Below are 15,016 nucleotides of genomic sequence, written 5' to 3' on the forward strand. Positions count from 1 at the left end.
CACAAAAAGAAGAGGATTCGCTCCCCTTCTTTTTGGCTAAAGAATGTATAAGTGATGAGCTAGCCCGTTCATAAAGTGCTACCCTCACTATATCGTATATACTGCTGATTTGCAAAAACTGCCGCCTTAATTCAACTCCGGCTTCACTGGTCCAATTACGTATACCGTCCGTGACTTCCGTCCGAAATTACGGGCATGGCTAAGTGAATCGTAGTAAACATCGATCTTGTTGCCTTTAATGGCACCGCCTGTATCCTCTGCACGGCGGAAACCCAATCCTTCAATGTACACCCACCAGCCGATAGGTATTACATTCGGATCAACAGCAATGGTACGGCCTTCAGTTACGCGTGTTCCGGAAGCCGTCTTTGTTCCGATGCCCGGCTCTTCAGAAGAATAAGCTGTCATCGACACATTCTTGATCATTTTTTTATATTCAAAGTCTACGCCTGCCTTGTGCACGACGTTGGTTGTTGCGGCTACTTTTTTAGCAGAACTGGAGGTAGTTGTTGTTTTGGTTGGGGTTGCTGCAGCAACAACAGGGGTCGGAAGCTTCTTGATACCAACGGCAATGATCTTGTCTTTGGTAACGGTCTGCACTTCCTTGCCGATCAAGGTCTTCGAGACCAGCTCACCATCCTGATAAATCTTCTGGTAATGCTGGATGATGGCTCCCGGCTTGCCTGCCTGTGCAACTCTTACGTCTCCCTTATACAGGGATGGATCTGCGGTTTTGATGACTTTGAAAGGCAAGCTCACCGTCTGCTGTACCGTTTGCTTGGTAATACGGACAATCTTGACTTTCATGTCAGGTGTAACTGCGGTGTCTAGCGAAGGGAAAATCTTGTCGTCGCCGTCCAGGCTGTAGCCCAGCTTGGTAATGGCATCCCCGAGTGAATCCTCGGTGGTGTACAGCGTCTTGGTTGCTCCGTCTGCAGTAAGTGTAAGCTTCTGCGCACGGGTAATGGTAACCCGGTCTCCATCCTGTATTTCATCGCTAAGACCTATGGATACTACGTCATGCGGCGTAAGCGTAATCTGCTCTTTGGCCAGCACGTCGCTGAGCAGCGCCTCACGCGTTTCGAGCGTCAGCACTTCTCCGTCTATTACTAAGTTAATTACTTTATTGCCTTGGCCGTGTACGTACAGCAGAATTAACAGCGCGATAACAATGGATACTGCACCTGCAAGTGAAAGTACGCGAGGATTCACCTGCTTGATCCGTAATGCGAATGACCTGCTGGATGATTGCGAATCATGGGATACTTCTGGTTGGAATACGCCCATTCTCTCCATCCTCCTTACATAGCCCCGTCGTCCAAATAGTATATCAAAGTTGACTGAATCATATCTGACGAAACTAAGTTTGAGATTGCAACAGGATACGCCCGCATATCTTAAGCGTTTCCTGCTCATGGATCGCCTGCCCGGCATAATGCTCCCAGAACCTGTTATATAACAGTATGCTGGGGACAGCCGCATTATTCATAACAAAAAAAGCCCAAAAGAGTTCTTATAGAGGACTCTTTCGTGGCTTCTCCGGGTGTTAGAATACGCGGGAATGTGTATGCACGAGGTTTCCTCTCTTACTTGCGCTTACGGGGTTAGCTGTCGGGTTCGGGCATAAGAGAGACGCCCTATCTCAGGTCACCCGCTCACGGCGGTTGCCCTCAAATTCACCCCAAAGACCACGTGAAGAAATCAAATAAAGTCTGCGGCATTTCATGTGTTGTACTCTATGTACGCCCATGCGGCAGTGCATTATTGGTTCCCCCGTTCTCCATACGGAGACTCAGCGAGACGATCCATGAATCAGTGACTGTCACAGTAACAACAGCTCACTGCACTGAAAAGATGATATCCTGTTTTGATGCATGTTGTAAAGGACGGTTCAACCACGTTTACGCAAAAAAATGATTAAAATATTGTAATATTCGCCCATTTAGAGTTTAAAAAGATTTAATATATCGGTTATACTTCTTTTTTCACCGCTTTTACTCCCGATTTCAGACAATACCAAATCGTACCAGTGCGTTCGTATACGTAATTTCCGCTAATTCCTGTAAATCAATCCCTTTTATTTCCGCCGCAGCTTCTGCAACTAATTTTACATAACTGCTCTCATTCCGCTTGCCTCTGAAGGGGTGCGGAGTCAGGTAAGGGGAGTCTGTTTCGATCAGCAGGCGGTCCAGCGGTGTCTTCGCCAGCACCTCCTTGGGTACCCTGGCATTCTTGAAGGTGACCGGTCCGCCGAAGCCCAGATGGAAGCCCAGATCGAGACACATCTTGGCCGTTTCCCAGCTGCCGGAGAAGGAGTGCATGACCCCGCCCACCTCATTTGCCTTCTCTTCCCGCAGAATCCGTACCACATCCTCATGGGCATCTCGGTTATGAATACAGATTGGCATGTTAAGCTCACGGGCCAGCCCGATCTGCTTGCGCAGCACCTCATGCTGTATCTCCTTCGGTGAAGTATCCCAGTAATAATCCAGACCGATTTCCCCGATGGCCACCACTTTGGGATGACTGCACAGCGAAGCAATCCACTCGAGATCCCCTTCCTTCATGTCAATCGCATCCACGGGATGCCATCCGACGGCTGCATAAATATAATCATAGGTCTCGGCCAGCTTCATGGTGGTCGGGATGGTTTCCCTGTTAAAGCCGATATTAATCATCTTCGTTACTCCGGCTTCCCTTGCCCGGGAGATCACTTCCTCGCGGTCTTCGTCGAATTGTGGAGCATCCAGATGGGTGTGTGTGTCAAATAGTCGCATTGTACAGCTTCCTTTCTGTCTTCATTTCTATAATGAATGCCAACTTTTTTTGTATTATTTTGCAAAAATCTCTGCGATCGAGGATGGCAGCAGCGGAAGGGCCTTATGCAGCTTGTCCTGCGGAAAATACAGATGATATCTGCCTCGGTGAATCCCGCTGATTGAGCGTACAATATCTGAGACCTCGGATATCTCCCGCAGTTTGTCATGGCGGTCAAGCAGCAGAATCTGCTTGCTGTCAAAAGCATCGCCCGGACGGAATACATCATAAGGGAGGTCTGTCGGAAAATCGATTTCCAGGTCATATTCGGCATTAAGTCCGGCACCGGCAAAGCTGCGGCGGATTTCGCCAATAGTCTCGGAATCGAGATTCTCTATCTCTACATATTTATACAGTTTACGGTGTATAAAACGACAACACAAGTCGCTCAGAAGCTCATCCTGCTCCAGTGTCCATTGCATAAACGCTGTCTGAATCATGGCTTCATCCAGCAAAAGATACTGCTCCACCGTCACCTCGCCCCGGAACAGGTCCTTTAAAGGCTCAATCATGAACCCGAAGGCATATCCATTCTGAAAAAGCTCCTTCGCCCTGCGGAAAATCTGGCGGAGTATAATCTCCGAGCTGCGGGTTACCGGATGGAAATACACCTGCCAGTACATTTGGTAGCGGGACATCAGATAATCCTCTATGGCGTGCATGCCTGACTCTTTAACGACTACCCTGCCATGATAAGGGCGCAGCATCCGGAGAATACGGTCAATATCAATGGTTCCGTAATTAACTCCGGTATAATAGGCATCGCGAAGCAGATAATCCATCCTGTCGGCATCAAGCGGCCCTGATACCAGGTTGACCACAATTTCATGCTCATAGGTTTTGGAGATAACCGAGGCCACTTTCTGGGGAAAATCTTCAGATACATCCTTTAGAATGGCTGTAATCTCCGTGTCCTCCAGAATGATCCGGCAAGTCCAGTCTTCATGATTCATTTCGAAGGCTTCCTCTATGGAATGGGAGAACGGGCCGTGTCCCAGATCATGCAGCAGCGCTGCGCATAGGGTCAAGAGGCTCTCTTCCGGCATCCAGTCCTTATAACCGCTCCGTTCAAACTGGGAAATAATCCGCCGTGTAATTTCATATACCCCCAGCGAATGGGAGAACCGGCTGTGCTCTGCTCCGTGGAACGTGAGGTAGGACGTGCCGAGCTGGCGGATACGCCGTAGGCGTTGAAACTCTCTGGTGTTAATCAAACGCCAGATAATGGTTTCCTGCACATGGACATAATTATGGACCGGGTCCTTAAAAACCTTTTCCTCTGACAGCAGCTGTTTCACAGGATCAGCTCCTTCACCATAATTTTATTAGTAATTCATTGGTATTAAGTCTATAATAATGAATAATGTCATAGTTTGTCGAATAATGGTATTATGTATATCCGCAAATCGACAACTCGTATTCATGCACTTTTCAGGAAAACCCGGATAACTGCAGGGGTTTCGAAAGCTTTCTTTTAAAAATTCCTTAAAATTAGCCTCAAAAAAGGTTGACTGTTTTGGGAATGGTTGGTATTATAAATATCATAAAACGGTGAACAATGTCGAATAATGACGCTTTTGAACTTTGAGAGGAGCAAGATTGCAATGATGAAATCAACAGGAATAGTAAGAAAAGTAGACGAGCTTGGACGGGTTGTTATTCCGATTGAATTGCGCCGTACTCTGGGCATTGGAGAAAAAGATGCGCTCGAAATTTACGTGGACGGTGAGCGGATCATGCTGAAAAAGTACGAGCCTGCCTGCATTTTCTGTGGCAACGCCGAGAACGTTACTTATTTCAAGGGAAAAATCGTTTGTCACGAATGCATTTCTGCTATTCCTACCCCTGTGACAAATTAAATCAAATCGGTTATAATAAGAACTAATCAAATTGTTAATTCTAACCTTTTTATATCTCCTTGGCCTCCCGTTTATGCGGGAGGTATTTTTTTGCGGTTATGACGGGGGCTTCCCCCGTTATCCCCCTTTTATTTCTATTTCATCTAAAACTTTAAGCTATAATGATTAGATCAGAATAAAAAAGTTGATTTTCTTTTCTACCCTCCCAAACCCTCCCTGACAGGGAGGGCCCCAAAGGGCCCCGGCCCTCTGGACACCCGGAAGCTTGTCTGATTAAGCAGCAGCGCGGACAAAAGAATGGTTCGGCGGAAGACCGGCCCACTTTCGGGCAAGCCCTCAGGGCCTTGTCATGCGAGTGACTCCCTCATAGGCAATTTTCCTATGAGGGCTGCGCAGGGCGCTCTCGTGATACGGATGAGGAGAAATGCGCTCTCCCTTCGGGAATCGCTTACTACGGCGCTAGCCAGTAACTTGTGCATGAGCCACATTTTGCCCGGAACCGCTCTCCCTTGGGGAAACGCTAACAGTGACGCAATTGCTGTAGTGTATGCAGTTAAATTACTCCATATTGAATGGTAAATAATTTTAAATGCAGTTTATACACTTATATCCATATAAAACCTCAACATTTAGTAATTTCCTTAATTATAAATGTATAAAATACATCTATATCTAATAAAAGGAACTATTTGTGCCAAATAGGTGTACAAAATGCAATTATTTCTGTAAATAAATTGATCACAGCTACTTATTTGGAGTTTTGTAGCTTCATTATAGGAGACCAATAAATTGGACTCTTACACTCTGCTCCCTCTCACTCCTGCTCCAGCAGGGCATTATAAATATCCCGTTTAGCCAACCCGCGGTCGGAGGCTGCTTTTTTCATAGCATCCTTACGTGTCAGGCCGGATGCCTCGTAGTGTACTACATGATGCTCAACGCTGAGCTCACGCCACCAGGAGGACTCGGCCAGCTCGGCTTCCTCCTTGCTTTCTCCCTCAACAACAATGACATATTCGCCAAGCGGCGGATGCTCGGTCAACCAGGAGATGCACTCCTCGATGGTACCCCGTAGGAATTCTTCATAGCGCTTGGTCAACTCGCGGGCCAGAACTACCCGGCGGTTACCTAAAGCCTCCTGCAGGTGAGCCAGTGTTTTGGCTACTCTGTGCGGCGATTCATAGAAGAGCAGAGTACTTTGCACCGTGCGCAGGCCGGATAATACGGTACGGATATCCTTGCGTTCACGCGGGAGGAATCCGATGAAGGTAAAGCTGGCGGTCGGCAGTCCGGAAGCAATCAAAGCTGACAACGCTGCGTTAGCTCCCGGGATCGGAATGACCGGAATACCGTGGCTTACAGCGAGTGCAACCAGGTCTGCACCGGGGTCGGAAATGGCCGGAAGACCGGCATCACTGACGAGGGCCAGATTTTTACCTTCTATTATATAGCGTATTAATTCCGGTCCGCTGGCACCCTTGTTATGCTCATGATAACTGAACAGCATCGAAGGAGTTATTTCGAAATGGCTTAGCAGCTTGCGGGTCTGTCTCGTATCCTCGGCGGCAATGATGTCACATTCCTGCAAAGTGCGCACGGCCCGGTAGGTCATATCCTCCAGATTGCCGATCGGCGTAGCGACCAGATACAGGCTGCCGCTTCCCCCTGTAGCACCTGTACCGGCTTCCGAATTTTTTTGAAAACTGCTCTGGCATTGTATGGTCATTGTTTGTTATCCTCTTTGTTTCCATAATAGATGTCCATGATTTCCGGACAGTATTGATTGTCATCATTATATACGATGAGCGGCGGTTGTAAACGCACCTCAGGCTTTCCATCCCGTGCCGCTTCAATTAATACCATATTGGCCTCCAGATGAGCACGCGGGTGGACAAACCGGATAATCTTCGGCTCCAGCCTGTATTGTCTCATTATACTGATGATGTCTACAAGCCGCTGGGGTTTATGCACCATGCTGACTTTGCCTCCGGTACGGACGAGCCGGACACAAGCCTGAATGACCTCCTCCAGTGTACAGCCGATCTCATGCCGGGCCATAGCCTGATGCGTATTCAGCTTGAGATCGCTCCCGTTAAGCGGCATGTACGGAGGATTAACGGTGATTGCATCATAAACACCATATCCGGCTGAGTTATGCAGCTCACGTAGATCACCCTCATGAATCTGTACCCGCTCCTCCAGGCCGTTCATGGCGACACTGCGCCGGGCCATATCCGCCAGACGGGGCTGAATCTCAATCCCTTCTATAGAAGCCTTGGTACGTGTGGTCAGCAGCATGGGAATAACGCCATTGCCGGTGCATAAATCAAGTACTCGGCCCCGCGGCGGAATGCTGGCGAACCGGGCCAGTAATACAGCATCCATTGAAAAGCTGAATACCTCATCGCTTTGGATAATCCGCAGATCATGAGTCAGCAAATCATCAATCCGCTCCGAGGGCTGCAGGGGCACATGTGCTTCGTTAAAAGAATTTGTCATTGTAATCTCCTAAAGTGTATAAATTCAAAAAAAACCGTAGGCGTAAATCTCCTACGGCTGGATATCCTCATTTATTAAGAAAAGAAAGACAGAACAGACAGTCACCCTCTGTACGCAAATGTCCGAAATAGACATTGCAGATGTGAAAGCCTTCGTGATACAGCCGGGCCAGATTATCATAGCCTTCCCCGACAACCTCCTCTGTTCCTTCAGCGGCAGCCAGCAGTGCTTCTGCTTCAGCTGTATCCACGGCCGGATCCAAAGGTGCTTCCCTTTTCAGTATTTTGCGGAGCTGTTCATTTTCCAGACTGAGCCTTTGATTGGCCTCCATCAGTTCCTTGACCGTCTGTTTCCAGTCTCCGAGCGTGGCGCGCATGGTTTCCATCTGCGCTTCCATCTCCTGCATGTGTGCAAATATATTTATCTTCTCCAAGTTTCCACCCCGAAAGTAACCTTATATGGTTTACTTGACGACAACATCATCCATTGGAAGTTCCTTAACTTTGCCCACTTCGAACAACTGCACATGAACCGTACGGCTTCCGGCGTTAATGCCTACTACCTTGCCTTCTCCCAGTGAGGTTATAACAAGCTTGCCTACGGCCGGCATTTCTTCCTTCGTGCTTTCGTAATTATCATGCTCAAACTTCAGACAGCACATCAGCCTTCCGCATAAGCCGGAAATCTTGGTCGGATTCAGCGAAAGATTCTGATCCTTGGCCATCTTGATCGATACCGGCTCAAAATCGCCCAGCCAGGAGGAGCAGCATAGTACCCGTCCGCACGGCCCAAGCCCGCCAAGCATCTTCGCTTCATCACGTACACCGATCTGCCGCAGCTCAATCCGGGTCCGGAAAATACTTGCCAGATCCTTGACCAGTTCACGAAAATCGACGCGTCCCTCAGCAGTAAAATAAAAAATAATCTTGTTGCGGTCAAACGTGAATTCTACATCCACTAGCTTCATTTTGAGGCCATGATCGCGGATTTTATTTAAACAGGTATTAAAAGCATCCTTTGCTGCACCCTTGTTCTCCTCAACCACACGTGCGTCGGTTTCACCGGCGATCCGCATGACTTTTTTGAGAGGCAGTACAACATCGGCTTCCTGTACCTCTTTTTTGCCAACGACAACCTTACCGTATTCAACCCCTCGTGCCGTCTCCACAATAACGCATTGATCGCGTTCAATCGGGAAATCAAGCGGATCGAAATAATATATTTTACCCGCTTTTTTAAAGCGGACGCCTACTACGCTGTACAAAAATTAACCCCCTTGTTTGCCGGTAAAGGAACCCTTAAGCAAATCCGCTCCCTGGTGATCTATGCTTGTCCTTCCTTATCCGTGAAACCCTTACTTCCAGGCTGAAGCGTTGATCCGGAGGATTATATTAAACTAAACCTTTAGCCTTCCAAACGGATTAAAAACTGCTCCAGACAGAGCGCCGCATTGGCATTGGAACGGAGCTTGCGCTTGCTCTCCGCTGCGAATTCCATGTAGGCGACCCATTGTTCTGTGCTCCGCTCGCGGGCATGTCTGGAAATAAAGTCTAACTGATCTATGAAAACGATGCTTTCGTGTCTGCGGTACAGGAAGTAGAGCATATCTTTGAACCAGAGGTGGAACATGCTGAACAGAGTATCCAAATGTTCACCGAGCCCGGTCTTGGCCAGCTTCTGCCCGGCTGTTGCCACTGCAGTGCTGCCCTTTCCCATAGACTCCTTTGCTAATTGTAACACTAGATTTCTCATTTCTGCAAACCAATTCTGTGCCAAAAGTTCCCTGCAGCCATCGAGTCCGGAAGTGAGCGAAACGGCGCACCGCGCCAGTGCCACCGGGATCCCCTCCCCTGCCAAAGCCTGAAGCATTATATCCGGATGCAGCGGGCTAAAGGGGATGCGCTGGGTTCTTGACTGAATCGTAGGCAGCAGGGAACTGCTGTTATCGGAGATTAGAATGCCCACTGCCGGAGCAGGGGGCTCCTCCAGAAATTTAAGCAGACTGTTGGCGGCCTGAACCGTCATTTTGTCCGCTCCTTCTATAATATAAACCTTCGGGTTAACCCCTTCTGACCGGTAGGAGAACATGCGCTGCAGCTCGCGGATCTGATCGATCTTAATACTCGCCCCGTCTGGTGCCAGCAGCGTCAGATCAGGATGGTTCCCGTGCTCCACCTTGCGGCACTCCAGACATTCCCCGCAGGCATCATCCTTAAGCCTGGTACAGAATATGGCCTGGGCAAACATCAGCGCTGTCTTCATCTGCCCGCTGCCGGAAGATCCGGTGAACAGATAGGCATGACTGACGGCATCCTTGCGGAGCGCGTTCTGAAGCAGGCGCTTTGCATCCTCCTGGCCTAATATATCATGAAAAGGCATAAATTCCTCCAACTTCTTTTAAAAAGAAAAATTGATCAGCAATCCACGGATTTCGCCGACCCGTCCAAGCAGATCGATCCTGCCCTGCTCGCTCTCCAGCAGATCATCTGCCAGATTCAACAGGGCGGCATCAATTTCCTCGAGCAGCTTGTAGCGTTTGCCGCGGCCGCGGCGGTCCCAGCCTTTCGTTTCTTTTAGAACTACACCGCGCCGTGCCGTCTCTTCCAAAAAACGTTTGACCATATTTCTATATATAGCAAGCTCACGCACCGTCATTGATTTTGCCAGCCGGTCACCCTGCTGCTGAATATCTTTGATCTGGCGGTTGAGCTCATCCAGTGTCTTCTGTTCACCCTGCTGCTGAAAAATATCGCTAAAGGTCCTCTGCTGGACAGGCCGCCGTTCTGCATCAGCATTCGGCATTTCACTTTTTAAGGGCCTGTAGCCCGGGTTAATTTTCACAGCTATCTACCGCCCTTATTATGCTCAGTAATGCTCAAAACGATCGACAGGAAGTACAAATACTGTAGCTCCGCCTACCTGTACTTCAACAGGAAGCGGCAAATAGGAATCTGTGGTTCCGCTCATCGGAGTGACCGGAGTAACGAGCTGTTCGCGCACCTTGCAGCTATTGCGGATTACGCCAAGTACCGAATCTACCTGGGAATCGTCTACACCAATCAGGAATGTCGTATTTCCCGCCCGCAGAAAACCGCCGGTACTGGCCAGCTTGGTGGCGCGAAAATTGGCTTTGACGAGTTCGCTGGACAACCGGTTGCTGTCTTTATCCTGAATAATGGCAATGATTAGATTCATCTCGCATTCCTCCTAAAAGTTTTGGGTTAAATGCTTGCTTTTACTGAAGTGTACATAGAGTACTATTAGACATTTGTCTTAAAAATCCTTTAATATCCGTTCTTTCAGGGTACGGACGATGTCCTGCTCCACCATATGAATTGGACGGTTGGCATCAAGCACCACTACACGTCCGGGATCGGATTCCACCACTAGCTGATAGCCTTGGCGCACCTTCTGGTGAAAAGCCAGGTTCTCCAGATCAAGACGGTTAATTTCCCTCTCCTGATTTGCAGCAATTCTTGCCAGCCCGACTTCCGGATCTACATCAAGATAGAAGGTAAGATCGGGCTTGCGGCCGCCGGTGGCAAATTCATTAATGCTGCGCACCTGCTCAATTCCCAGTCCTCTTGCATGCCCCTGATAGACGAGGCTGCTGTCGACAAAGCGGTCACAAAGTACAGTAAGGCCCTGCTGTAATGCTGGCTCAACTACCTCCGCCAGATGCTGGCTTCTTGCAGCTGCATACAGCAGCGCTTCCGTCCGCGAATCCATCGCCGTATGGGCAGGGTCAAGGATGATGGAACGGATCTTTTCGGCTATTTCAATGCCCCCCGGTTCCCGCGTAATGATATAAGGCATGGAATGATTCTGCAGATAAGCTGCTACCCTGCCCAGCACCGTTGTTTTTCCTGCTCCATCGCCTCCCTCCAGAGTAATGAAAAAGCCTTCGCGTCCCACTTATACTTCTCCGCCCTTCTTATTGTTGTAAACTAAAATATACTGCAATGCATGATCGGCACAGGCCTGAAACTTGGCACCGCCTTGCCTGAGTGCAATCAGCCTATCGTATACTGTTTCATTTATGACTTCACCCGGATATAAAAGCGGTATCCCCGGCGGATAAGGAATCACCATCTCCGCTGCTGTCCTCCCTATACTGTATTCGAGAGGTACACTTTCGGTTTCTGCTGCTGATACCGGCTTCAGGGAGAAGCTCACCGGCTGTGAAAAATGTTGACGATTAAAAATGTTCCACGTGGAAATATTACCTGGCTGGGGTAATGCGGCAATCGGCTGTGAGCCTGATGGGGCTTCAGCCTGGTTGGGGCTAGAAGGTGCTGCCGTAGCTTCAGGCTGAATAAGATCCGATGAGGCTGTCCCGGATTCAGCCCGGTCAGGTCCAGATGGCGATGGCGTTTCGGCAGCTATCTGCCGCAGCGCGCCCAGCAGCGCGGCGGATTCTTCAGCCTTCGAGCCGAGGCTGAAGGCCAGTACTACGTGCCGGTCGTCGCTCATCTCCGGCACGATGCCCTTCTCTTCGAGCCTGCGCTGCAGCTCGAACCCCCCCAGGACCCCGGCGGCGTCATAGATGACCGCCTTGAAGGGGTCCTGGGCGGTGTACGCCGCCGTGCCGGCTGGCGGCGCGTGTGTCCCGGCGGCGGCTGCGTCAGCTCCGCCGGGGGGCTGCTGCTGCACCGGAGGCTGCAGCAGCCCAAAGCGCGGCAGCTCTGCCAGGCCGCGCTTCAGAACGTCCACGGCGGCCAGCCCCGCCGTGAAGGCACCGGCGCGTCCGGTGTGCACCAGCCGCCGGGCCAGATCGAGCGAAGCCATCAGCGGATACGATGGGCTGGAGCTCTGGACTATGGCCAGCCGCTGCCGCAGCAGCGTGCGGTCAAGGCGCGGCCCCTGTACATGCAGCATGGCGCCCATCGTCAGCGCCGGTAGCATCTTGTGCGTAGACTGCACCACGCCGTCTGCGCCACAGGCAAGCGCCCCGGCCGGCAGCGCCGGGTGCTGCCCGTAATGCGCCCCGTGCGCCTCATCGACCAGCAGCGGAACGCTGTGGTCATGGCAGATGCGCGCGAGGGGCGCAAGGTCCGTTCCCATGCCGTAGTAATTCGGCATGGTCACCAGCACGGCGGCGGCTTCCGGGTAGGCTGCAAGGGCAGCCTGTACCGCTTCAGCCGCCGGGGCGACCGCCAGGCCGCTGTCCGTATCCAGCTGCGGCTCCAGAAAAACAGCGTTCACCCCGGCCAGCATCAGCCCGTGTATCACGGATTTATGGACATTCCGCTGAAGAATCAGCGTCATCCCCGGTTCAGGACATACCGTTAAAATAAGCGCAAGATTGCCGGCAGTACTGCCGCCAACCAGCAAAAAGCTCTCCTCCGCCCCAAAGCAGTCCGCCGCCAGCTCCTGTGCTTCCTGAATAACACCCTCAGGATGATGAAGATCATCGGTGCCAGTAATCTCGGTGACATCGTACTTCATAACCTCATCCAGATATCCTGCCCCTCCGCCGGTGCTATAAGCATGTCCGTCCTTGTGGCCGGGCACATGATAAGATATATTACCCTTAAGTCTATAGTGTTCCAGCATTTCATATATAGGTGCCCTGCCAGGCTCTAGTTTGTCCATGTTCAATATCCTTCCCGGGGGGTTACTTCTATTTTAACGCAAATACGGCCAAACGCCTATAATACCCTGCAAAAGCTTCAGCTGCACAGCAAAACGGCTCCTCCGCACCCATACAGAACGGGGAAGCCGTTATACAAATTGCCTGATATGCTGCCATTGCGACACTACTTCACCGCCCGCTCTCTTTACGCCGTTATTGTAATTTACTCTGTCCGGTTCAGGCGTTCTTTTGCAGTCCGATTTTCTTCATCCGGCCAATGAAAAAGCGGTACTTGATATCCTCAGCATCGGTACGCACCATTTCACTCTCGCAATCCTCACAAATAAAATGCGAGACAATCACAATCCCTTCCTGCTTCAGCTGCCCGCAGATAATGCAGGACTGCTCGGTTTGCTGTTCCATAACCATCCCACCTTGACTCTTTTAAGAACAGTATGTTACACCTTCTATTATTTTAAACCTTTTCATAGTCTTTTCCTATCCTGCACTGCCCGAAATATATATATTCTGCAATACGCCTAACAGTGACTGTTAGGCATGAGTTTAACAAAACACCTGAATCTTCCGATATTATTAACATGAGTACTCACGAGGAGGTCTGAAATTTCGCTATGGAATCCAACACCAAAAGCGCAGCAACATTCTACCAATACAAGCTTATCAAAAAAATAAATTTGACCAACACCAAGCTGCGCATATATTATCTGCTTCCTCTGGTAATCCTGGTGCTGGAGAGCATATTCATATCCTGGTGGAGCTTCCTGTACATGCTGATTGCTGCCCCTGTTATCTTGTGGATCCAGTATGTCATTTCACGCTCGGTGCTGCTTATTACCGGACATCCTATCGCCAAACGCTGGAAAATCTCCTTGCGTCTGCCCTGGTTAGGATATATGCCGGAACAATATATCAGCTACAGCATTTTCCGAAAAGTACAGCTGCATAATTTCTGGATTGGCCTTTGTGTTGCCGCACTCTTTATAGTGTGGGTACCTGCTGCTTTCACGGCTTCTCTGGCCGTCTGCCACCTCTGGCTGCTTCTGCCCCGCTTATACGTACTGTTCATGCTGCGGGACAATGAAAAAAGCGGGATGCTCAAATTCAGTCCTGCAGACGCCTCATACTATGCACAGTGATTCCTCATGCCCATACATACATCACCGCAGAGTTAGAGCATGCCTAAAGGTCACGACTTCTTTAGAAAACAATAATCGCCGTCCATCTGGACGGCGATTATCTATTTACTCTTAAGCCCTTTAATGGCTACCTTCTTTTCTTTGGGGATCATGACTATAAAATAGCCATCGTGCACAGTTAGATGAACGATTACTCCATCCTTTTGAAAGACCCGGGAATTCCCCGCATCCTCATCCCCTTTTTGTTCCTTCCAGCCCCAGGCTTCGATAGCCTCCAGATAAGGATCAGGCAGCCCTTCCTTCTCCCTAAGACCGGATAAGGAATAGCGCACATAATCCATAGCAGCATTTGTCGTTGTTCGATCAGGAGAGCTTGCCTCCTTGGGAACAGGAAAGCTCTTTTCATTTAGAGCTCCTTCAAAGCCATCCCAGCTAGGCTCCTTAGCGCCACAGCCGATCAGCATAACACTCAATATACAAACAAGTAGTAATATACACATGGGCCGGTTCCGCTTCATACCTTTAAACCTCCTTACAACCACCATGCATCAAAAGACACAAGAAAATTCAAGGTTAGAATTTATCAGTAGTTCATTCGTATTAAGGGCAATGCTTAATATTTGCACATTTCTATTATACTTGGATAAACCATATCGTCGGTAACAAAAATGTCACTCAATTGAAAGCGTTTTATTACAAAATATTCTTTACTGTACACCTTTTTTAACCTGTCAAAACAACAAAAAAGCCATTGTCGATTACTCAACAATGGCTTCGTGTGCTTGGCGGCGTCCTACTCTCCCGGGACCCTTCGGTCCAAGTACCATCGGCGCTGGAAGGCTTAACGGTCGTGTTCGGGATGGGTACGCGTGGAACCCTTCCGCTATCGCCACCAAACAGGTTTTTTCCGGTCGTGTCACTCCCTGAAATCCTTCAGGAAAATAACCAACCTTCAAAAACATTCAAGGTTTTTCAGGAACTTGATTCCTGAAAACTGAATCCGAAACGAATCTGCGAATTAATATTGGATAAGCCCTCGACCGATTAGTATTGGTCAGCTCCATGCATTGCTGCACTTCCACCTCCAACCTATCTACCTCGTCGTCTTC

At 49.6% G+C, this 15,016-nt stretch carries 16 protein-coding genes, 2 rRNA genes and 1 riboswitch; of the genes, 2 read left to right on the plus strand and 16 right to left on the minus strand.

The annotated features are described in order from the left end of the window. Nucleotides 1-126: 126 nt before the first annotated feature. From BLR64_RS21265 to BLR64_RS21275, 3 genes are all read right to left on the minus strand, one after another. Nucleotides 127-1,287, minus strand: a complete 1,161-nt coding sequence (locus tag BLR64_RS21265; RefSeq protein ID WP_090717204.1) for a 3D domain-containing protein — start codon at nucleotides 1,285-1,287, stop codon at nucleotides 127-129. 291 nt (nucleotides 1,288-1,578) lie between these two features. After that, nucleotides 1,579-1,808: riboswitch (cyclic di-AMP (ydaO/yuaA leader) on the minus strand. Between the two features lie 198 nt (nucleotides 1,809-2,006). Next, entirely contained in the window at nucleotides 2,007-2,777 is a 771-nt protein-coding gene (locus tag BLR64_RS21270) for a TatD family hydrolase (RefSeq protein WP_090717206.1), read from the minus strand. Between the two features lie 54 nt (nucleotides 2,778-2,831). Further along, the gene (locus BLR64_RS21275) at nucleotides 2,832-4,115 is read right to left on the minus strand and encodes an HD domain-containing protein (RefSeq protein ID WP_090717208.1); all 1,284 of its coding nucleotides are present in this window, start codon (nucleotides 4,113-4,115) and stop codon (nucleotides 2,832-2,834) included. Nucleotides 4,116-4,421: 306 nt separating this feature from the next. Between BLR64_RS21275 and BLR64_RS21280 the strand changes: the two genes are divergently transcribed. Further along, nucleotides 4,422-4,676: an AbrB/MazE/SpoVT family DNA-binding domain-containing protein gene (locus tag BLR64_RS21280; protein ID WP_019914502.1), complete on the plus strand. Its 255-nt coding sequence runs from the start codon at nucleotides 4,422-4,424 to the stop codon at nucleotides 4,674-4,676. An 814-nt stretch (nucleotides 4,677-5,490) separates the two neighbouring features. On the opposite strand, the gene rsmI is transcribed toward BLR64_RS21280, so the two are convergent. From rsmI to BLR64_RS21330, 10 genes are all read right to left on the minus strand, one after another. Then, on the minus strand, nucleotides 5,491-6,402 hold the full coding sequence (gene rsmI / locus BLR64_RS21285; protein ID WP_090717211.1) for a 16S rRNA (cytidine(1402)-2'-O)-methyltransferase: 912 nt from the start codon (nucleotides 6,400-6,402) through the stop codon (nucleotides 5,491-5,493). Beyond that, a complete protein-coding gene (locus BLR64_RS21290; protein WP_090717213.1) occupies nucleotides 6,399-7,175 on the minus strand; it encodes a tRNA1(Val) (adenine(37)-N6)-methyltransferase in 777 nt (258 codons plus the stop codon). Before BLR64_RS21290 ends, rsmI begins: the two co-directional genes overlap by 4 nt. 67 nt (nucleotides 7,176-7,242) lie before the next feature. Continuing rightward, a complete protein-coding gene (locus tag BLR64_RS21295) occupies nucleotides 7,243-7,608 on the minus strand; it encodes an initiation-control protein YabA (protein WP_068728883.1) in 366 nt (121 codons plus the stop codon). Nucleotides 7,609-7,638: 30 nt separating this feature from the next. After that, entirely contained in the window at nucleotides 7,639-8,439 is an 801-nt protein-coding gene (locus tag BLR64_RS21300; RefSeq protein WP_068728881.1) for a PSP1 domain-containing protein, read from the minus strand. Nucleotides 8,440-8,579: 140 nt separating this feature from the next. Further along, nucleotides 8,580-9,554, minus strand: coding sequence for a DNA polymerase III subunit delta' (gene holB / locus BLR64_RS21305; protein WP_090717216.1), 975 nt, complete (start codon nucleotides 9,552-9,554; stop codon nucleotides 8,580-8,582). A gap of 18 nt (nucleotides 9,555-9,572) precedes the next feature. Next, nucleotides 9,573-10,016, minus strand: a complete 444-nt coding sequence (locus tag BLR64_RS21310) for a YaaR family protein (protein ID WP_090717219.1) — start codon at nucleotides 10,014-10,016, stop codon at nucleotides 9,573-9,575. Between the two features lie 24 nt (nucleotides 10,017-10,040). Continuing rightward, a complete protein-coding gene (locus tag BLR64_RS21315; protein ID WP_090717221.1) occupies nucleotides 10,041-10,370 on the minus strand; it encodes a cyclic-di-AMP receptor in 330 nt (109 codons plus the stop codon). Between the two features lie 78 nt (nucleotides 10,371-10,448). Then, a complete protein-coding gene (gene tmk / locus BLR64_RS21320) occupies nucleotides 10,449-11,090 on the minus strand; it encodes a dTMP kinase (RefSeq protein WP_090717226.1) in 642 nt (213 codons plus the stop codon). Next, nucleotides 11,091-12,770: an aminotransferase class I/II-fold pyridoxal phosphate-dependent enzyme gene (locus BLR64_RS21325; protein ID WP_090717228.1), complete on the minus strand. Its 1,680-nt coding sequence runs from the start codon at nucleotides 12,768-12,770 to the stop codon at nucleotides 11,091-11,093. A 217-nt stretch (nucleotides 12,771-12,987) separates the two neighbouring features. Further along, nucleotides 12,988-13,173 carry a sigma factor G inhibitor Gin gene (locus BLR64_RS21330; RefSeq protein ID WP_068728868.1) on the minus strand — a complete coding sequence of 62 codons (186 nt, stop codon included), beginning with the start codon at nucleotides 13,171-13,173 and terminating at the stop codon, nucleotides 12,988-12,990. Nucleotides 13,174-13,382: 209 nt separating this feature from the next. Between BLR64_RS21330 and BLR64_RS21335 the strand changes: the two genes are divergently transcribed. Then, nucleotides 13,383-13,907 (plus strand): hypothetical protein, encoded by a 525-nt coding sequence (locus BLR64_RS21335; protein WP_090717231.1) that lies wholly within the window; start codon nucleotides 13,383-13,385, stop codon nucleotides 13,905-13,907. A gap of 101 nt (nucleotides 13,908-14,008) precedes the next feature. Here the strand turns inward: BLR64_RS21335 and BLR64_RS21340 are convergent, their stop codons facing one another. The 3 genes from BLR64_RS21340 to BLR64_RS21350 form a co-directional block, all read right to left on the minus strand. Further along, the gene (locus tag BLR64_RS21340) at nucleotides 14,009-14,425 is read right to left on the minus strand and encodes a hypothetical protein (RefSeq protein ID WP_090717234.1); all 417 of its coding nucleotides are present in this window, start codon (nucleotides 14,423-14,425) and stop codon (nucleotides 14,009-14,011) included. A 262-nt stretch (nucleotides 14,426-14,687) separates the two neighbouring features. Continuing rightward, nucleotides 14,688-14,804 (minus strand): 5S ribosomal RNA (rrf, locus tag BLR64_RS21345). 127 nt (nucleotides 14,805-14,931) lie between these two features. Next, a 23S ribosomal RNA gene (locus BLR64_RS21350) occupies nucleotides 14,932-15,016 on the minus strand; the annotation flags it as partial.

It is taken from the genome of Paenibacillus typhae (genome assembly GCF_900099765.1).
Taxonomy (GTDB): domain Bacteria; phylum Bacillota; class Bacilli; order Paenibacillales; family Paenibacillaceae; genus Paenibacillus_AQ; species Paenibacillus_AQ typhae.

Bases quoted from the DNA above. Each gene is read 5' to 3' on its own strand.
- rsmI (WP_090717211.1), bottom strand. From the start codon at position 6,402: ATGACCATACAATGCCAGAGCAGTTTTCAAAAAAATTCGGAAGCCGGT.
- BLR64_RS21340 (WP_090717234.1), bottom strand. From the start codon at position 14,425: ATGAAGCGGAACCGGCCCATGTGTATATTACTACTTGTTTGTATATTG.
- BLR64_RS21315 (WP_090717221.1), bottom strand. From the start codon at position 10,370: ATGAATCTAATCATTGCCATTATTCAGGATAAAGACAGCAACCGGTTG.
- BLR64_RS21270 (WP_090717206.1), bottom strand. From the start codon at position 2,777: ATGCGACTATTTGACACACACACCCATCTGGATGCTCCACAATTCGAC.
- BLR64_RS21335 (WP_090717231.1), top strand. From the start codon at position 13,383: ATGGAATCCAACACCAAAAGCGCAGCAACATTCTACCAATACAAGCTT.
- BLR64_RS21325 (WP_090717228.1), bottom strand. From the start codon at position 12,770: ATGGACAAACTAGAGCCTGGCAGGGCACCTATATATGAAATGCTGGAA.
- BLR64_RS21290 (WP_090717213.1), bottom strand. From the start codon at position 7,175: ATGACAAATTCTTTTAACGAAGCACATGTGCCCCTGCAGCCCTCGGAG.
- BLR64_RS21330 (WP_068728868.1), bottom strand. From the start codon at position 13,173: ATGGAACAGCAAACCGAGCAGTCCTGCATTATCTGCGGGCAGCTGAAG.
- holB (WP_090717216.1), bottom strand. From the start codon at position 9,554: ATGCCTTTTCATGATATATTAGGCCAGGAGGATGCAAAGCGCCTGCTT.
- BLR64_RS21280 (WP_019914502.1), top strand. From the start codon at position 4,422: ATGATGAAATCAACAGGAATAGTAAGAAAAGTAGACGAGCTTGGACGG.
- BLR64_RS21265 (WP_090717204.1), bottom strand. From the start codon at position 1,287: ATGGGCGTATTCCAACCAGAAGTATCCCATGATTCGCAATCATCCAGC.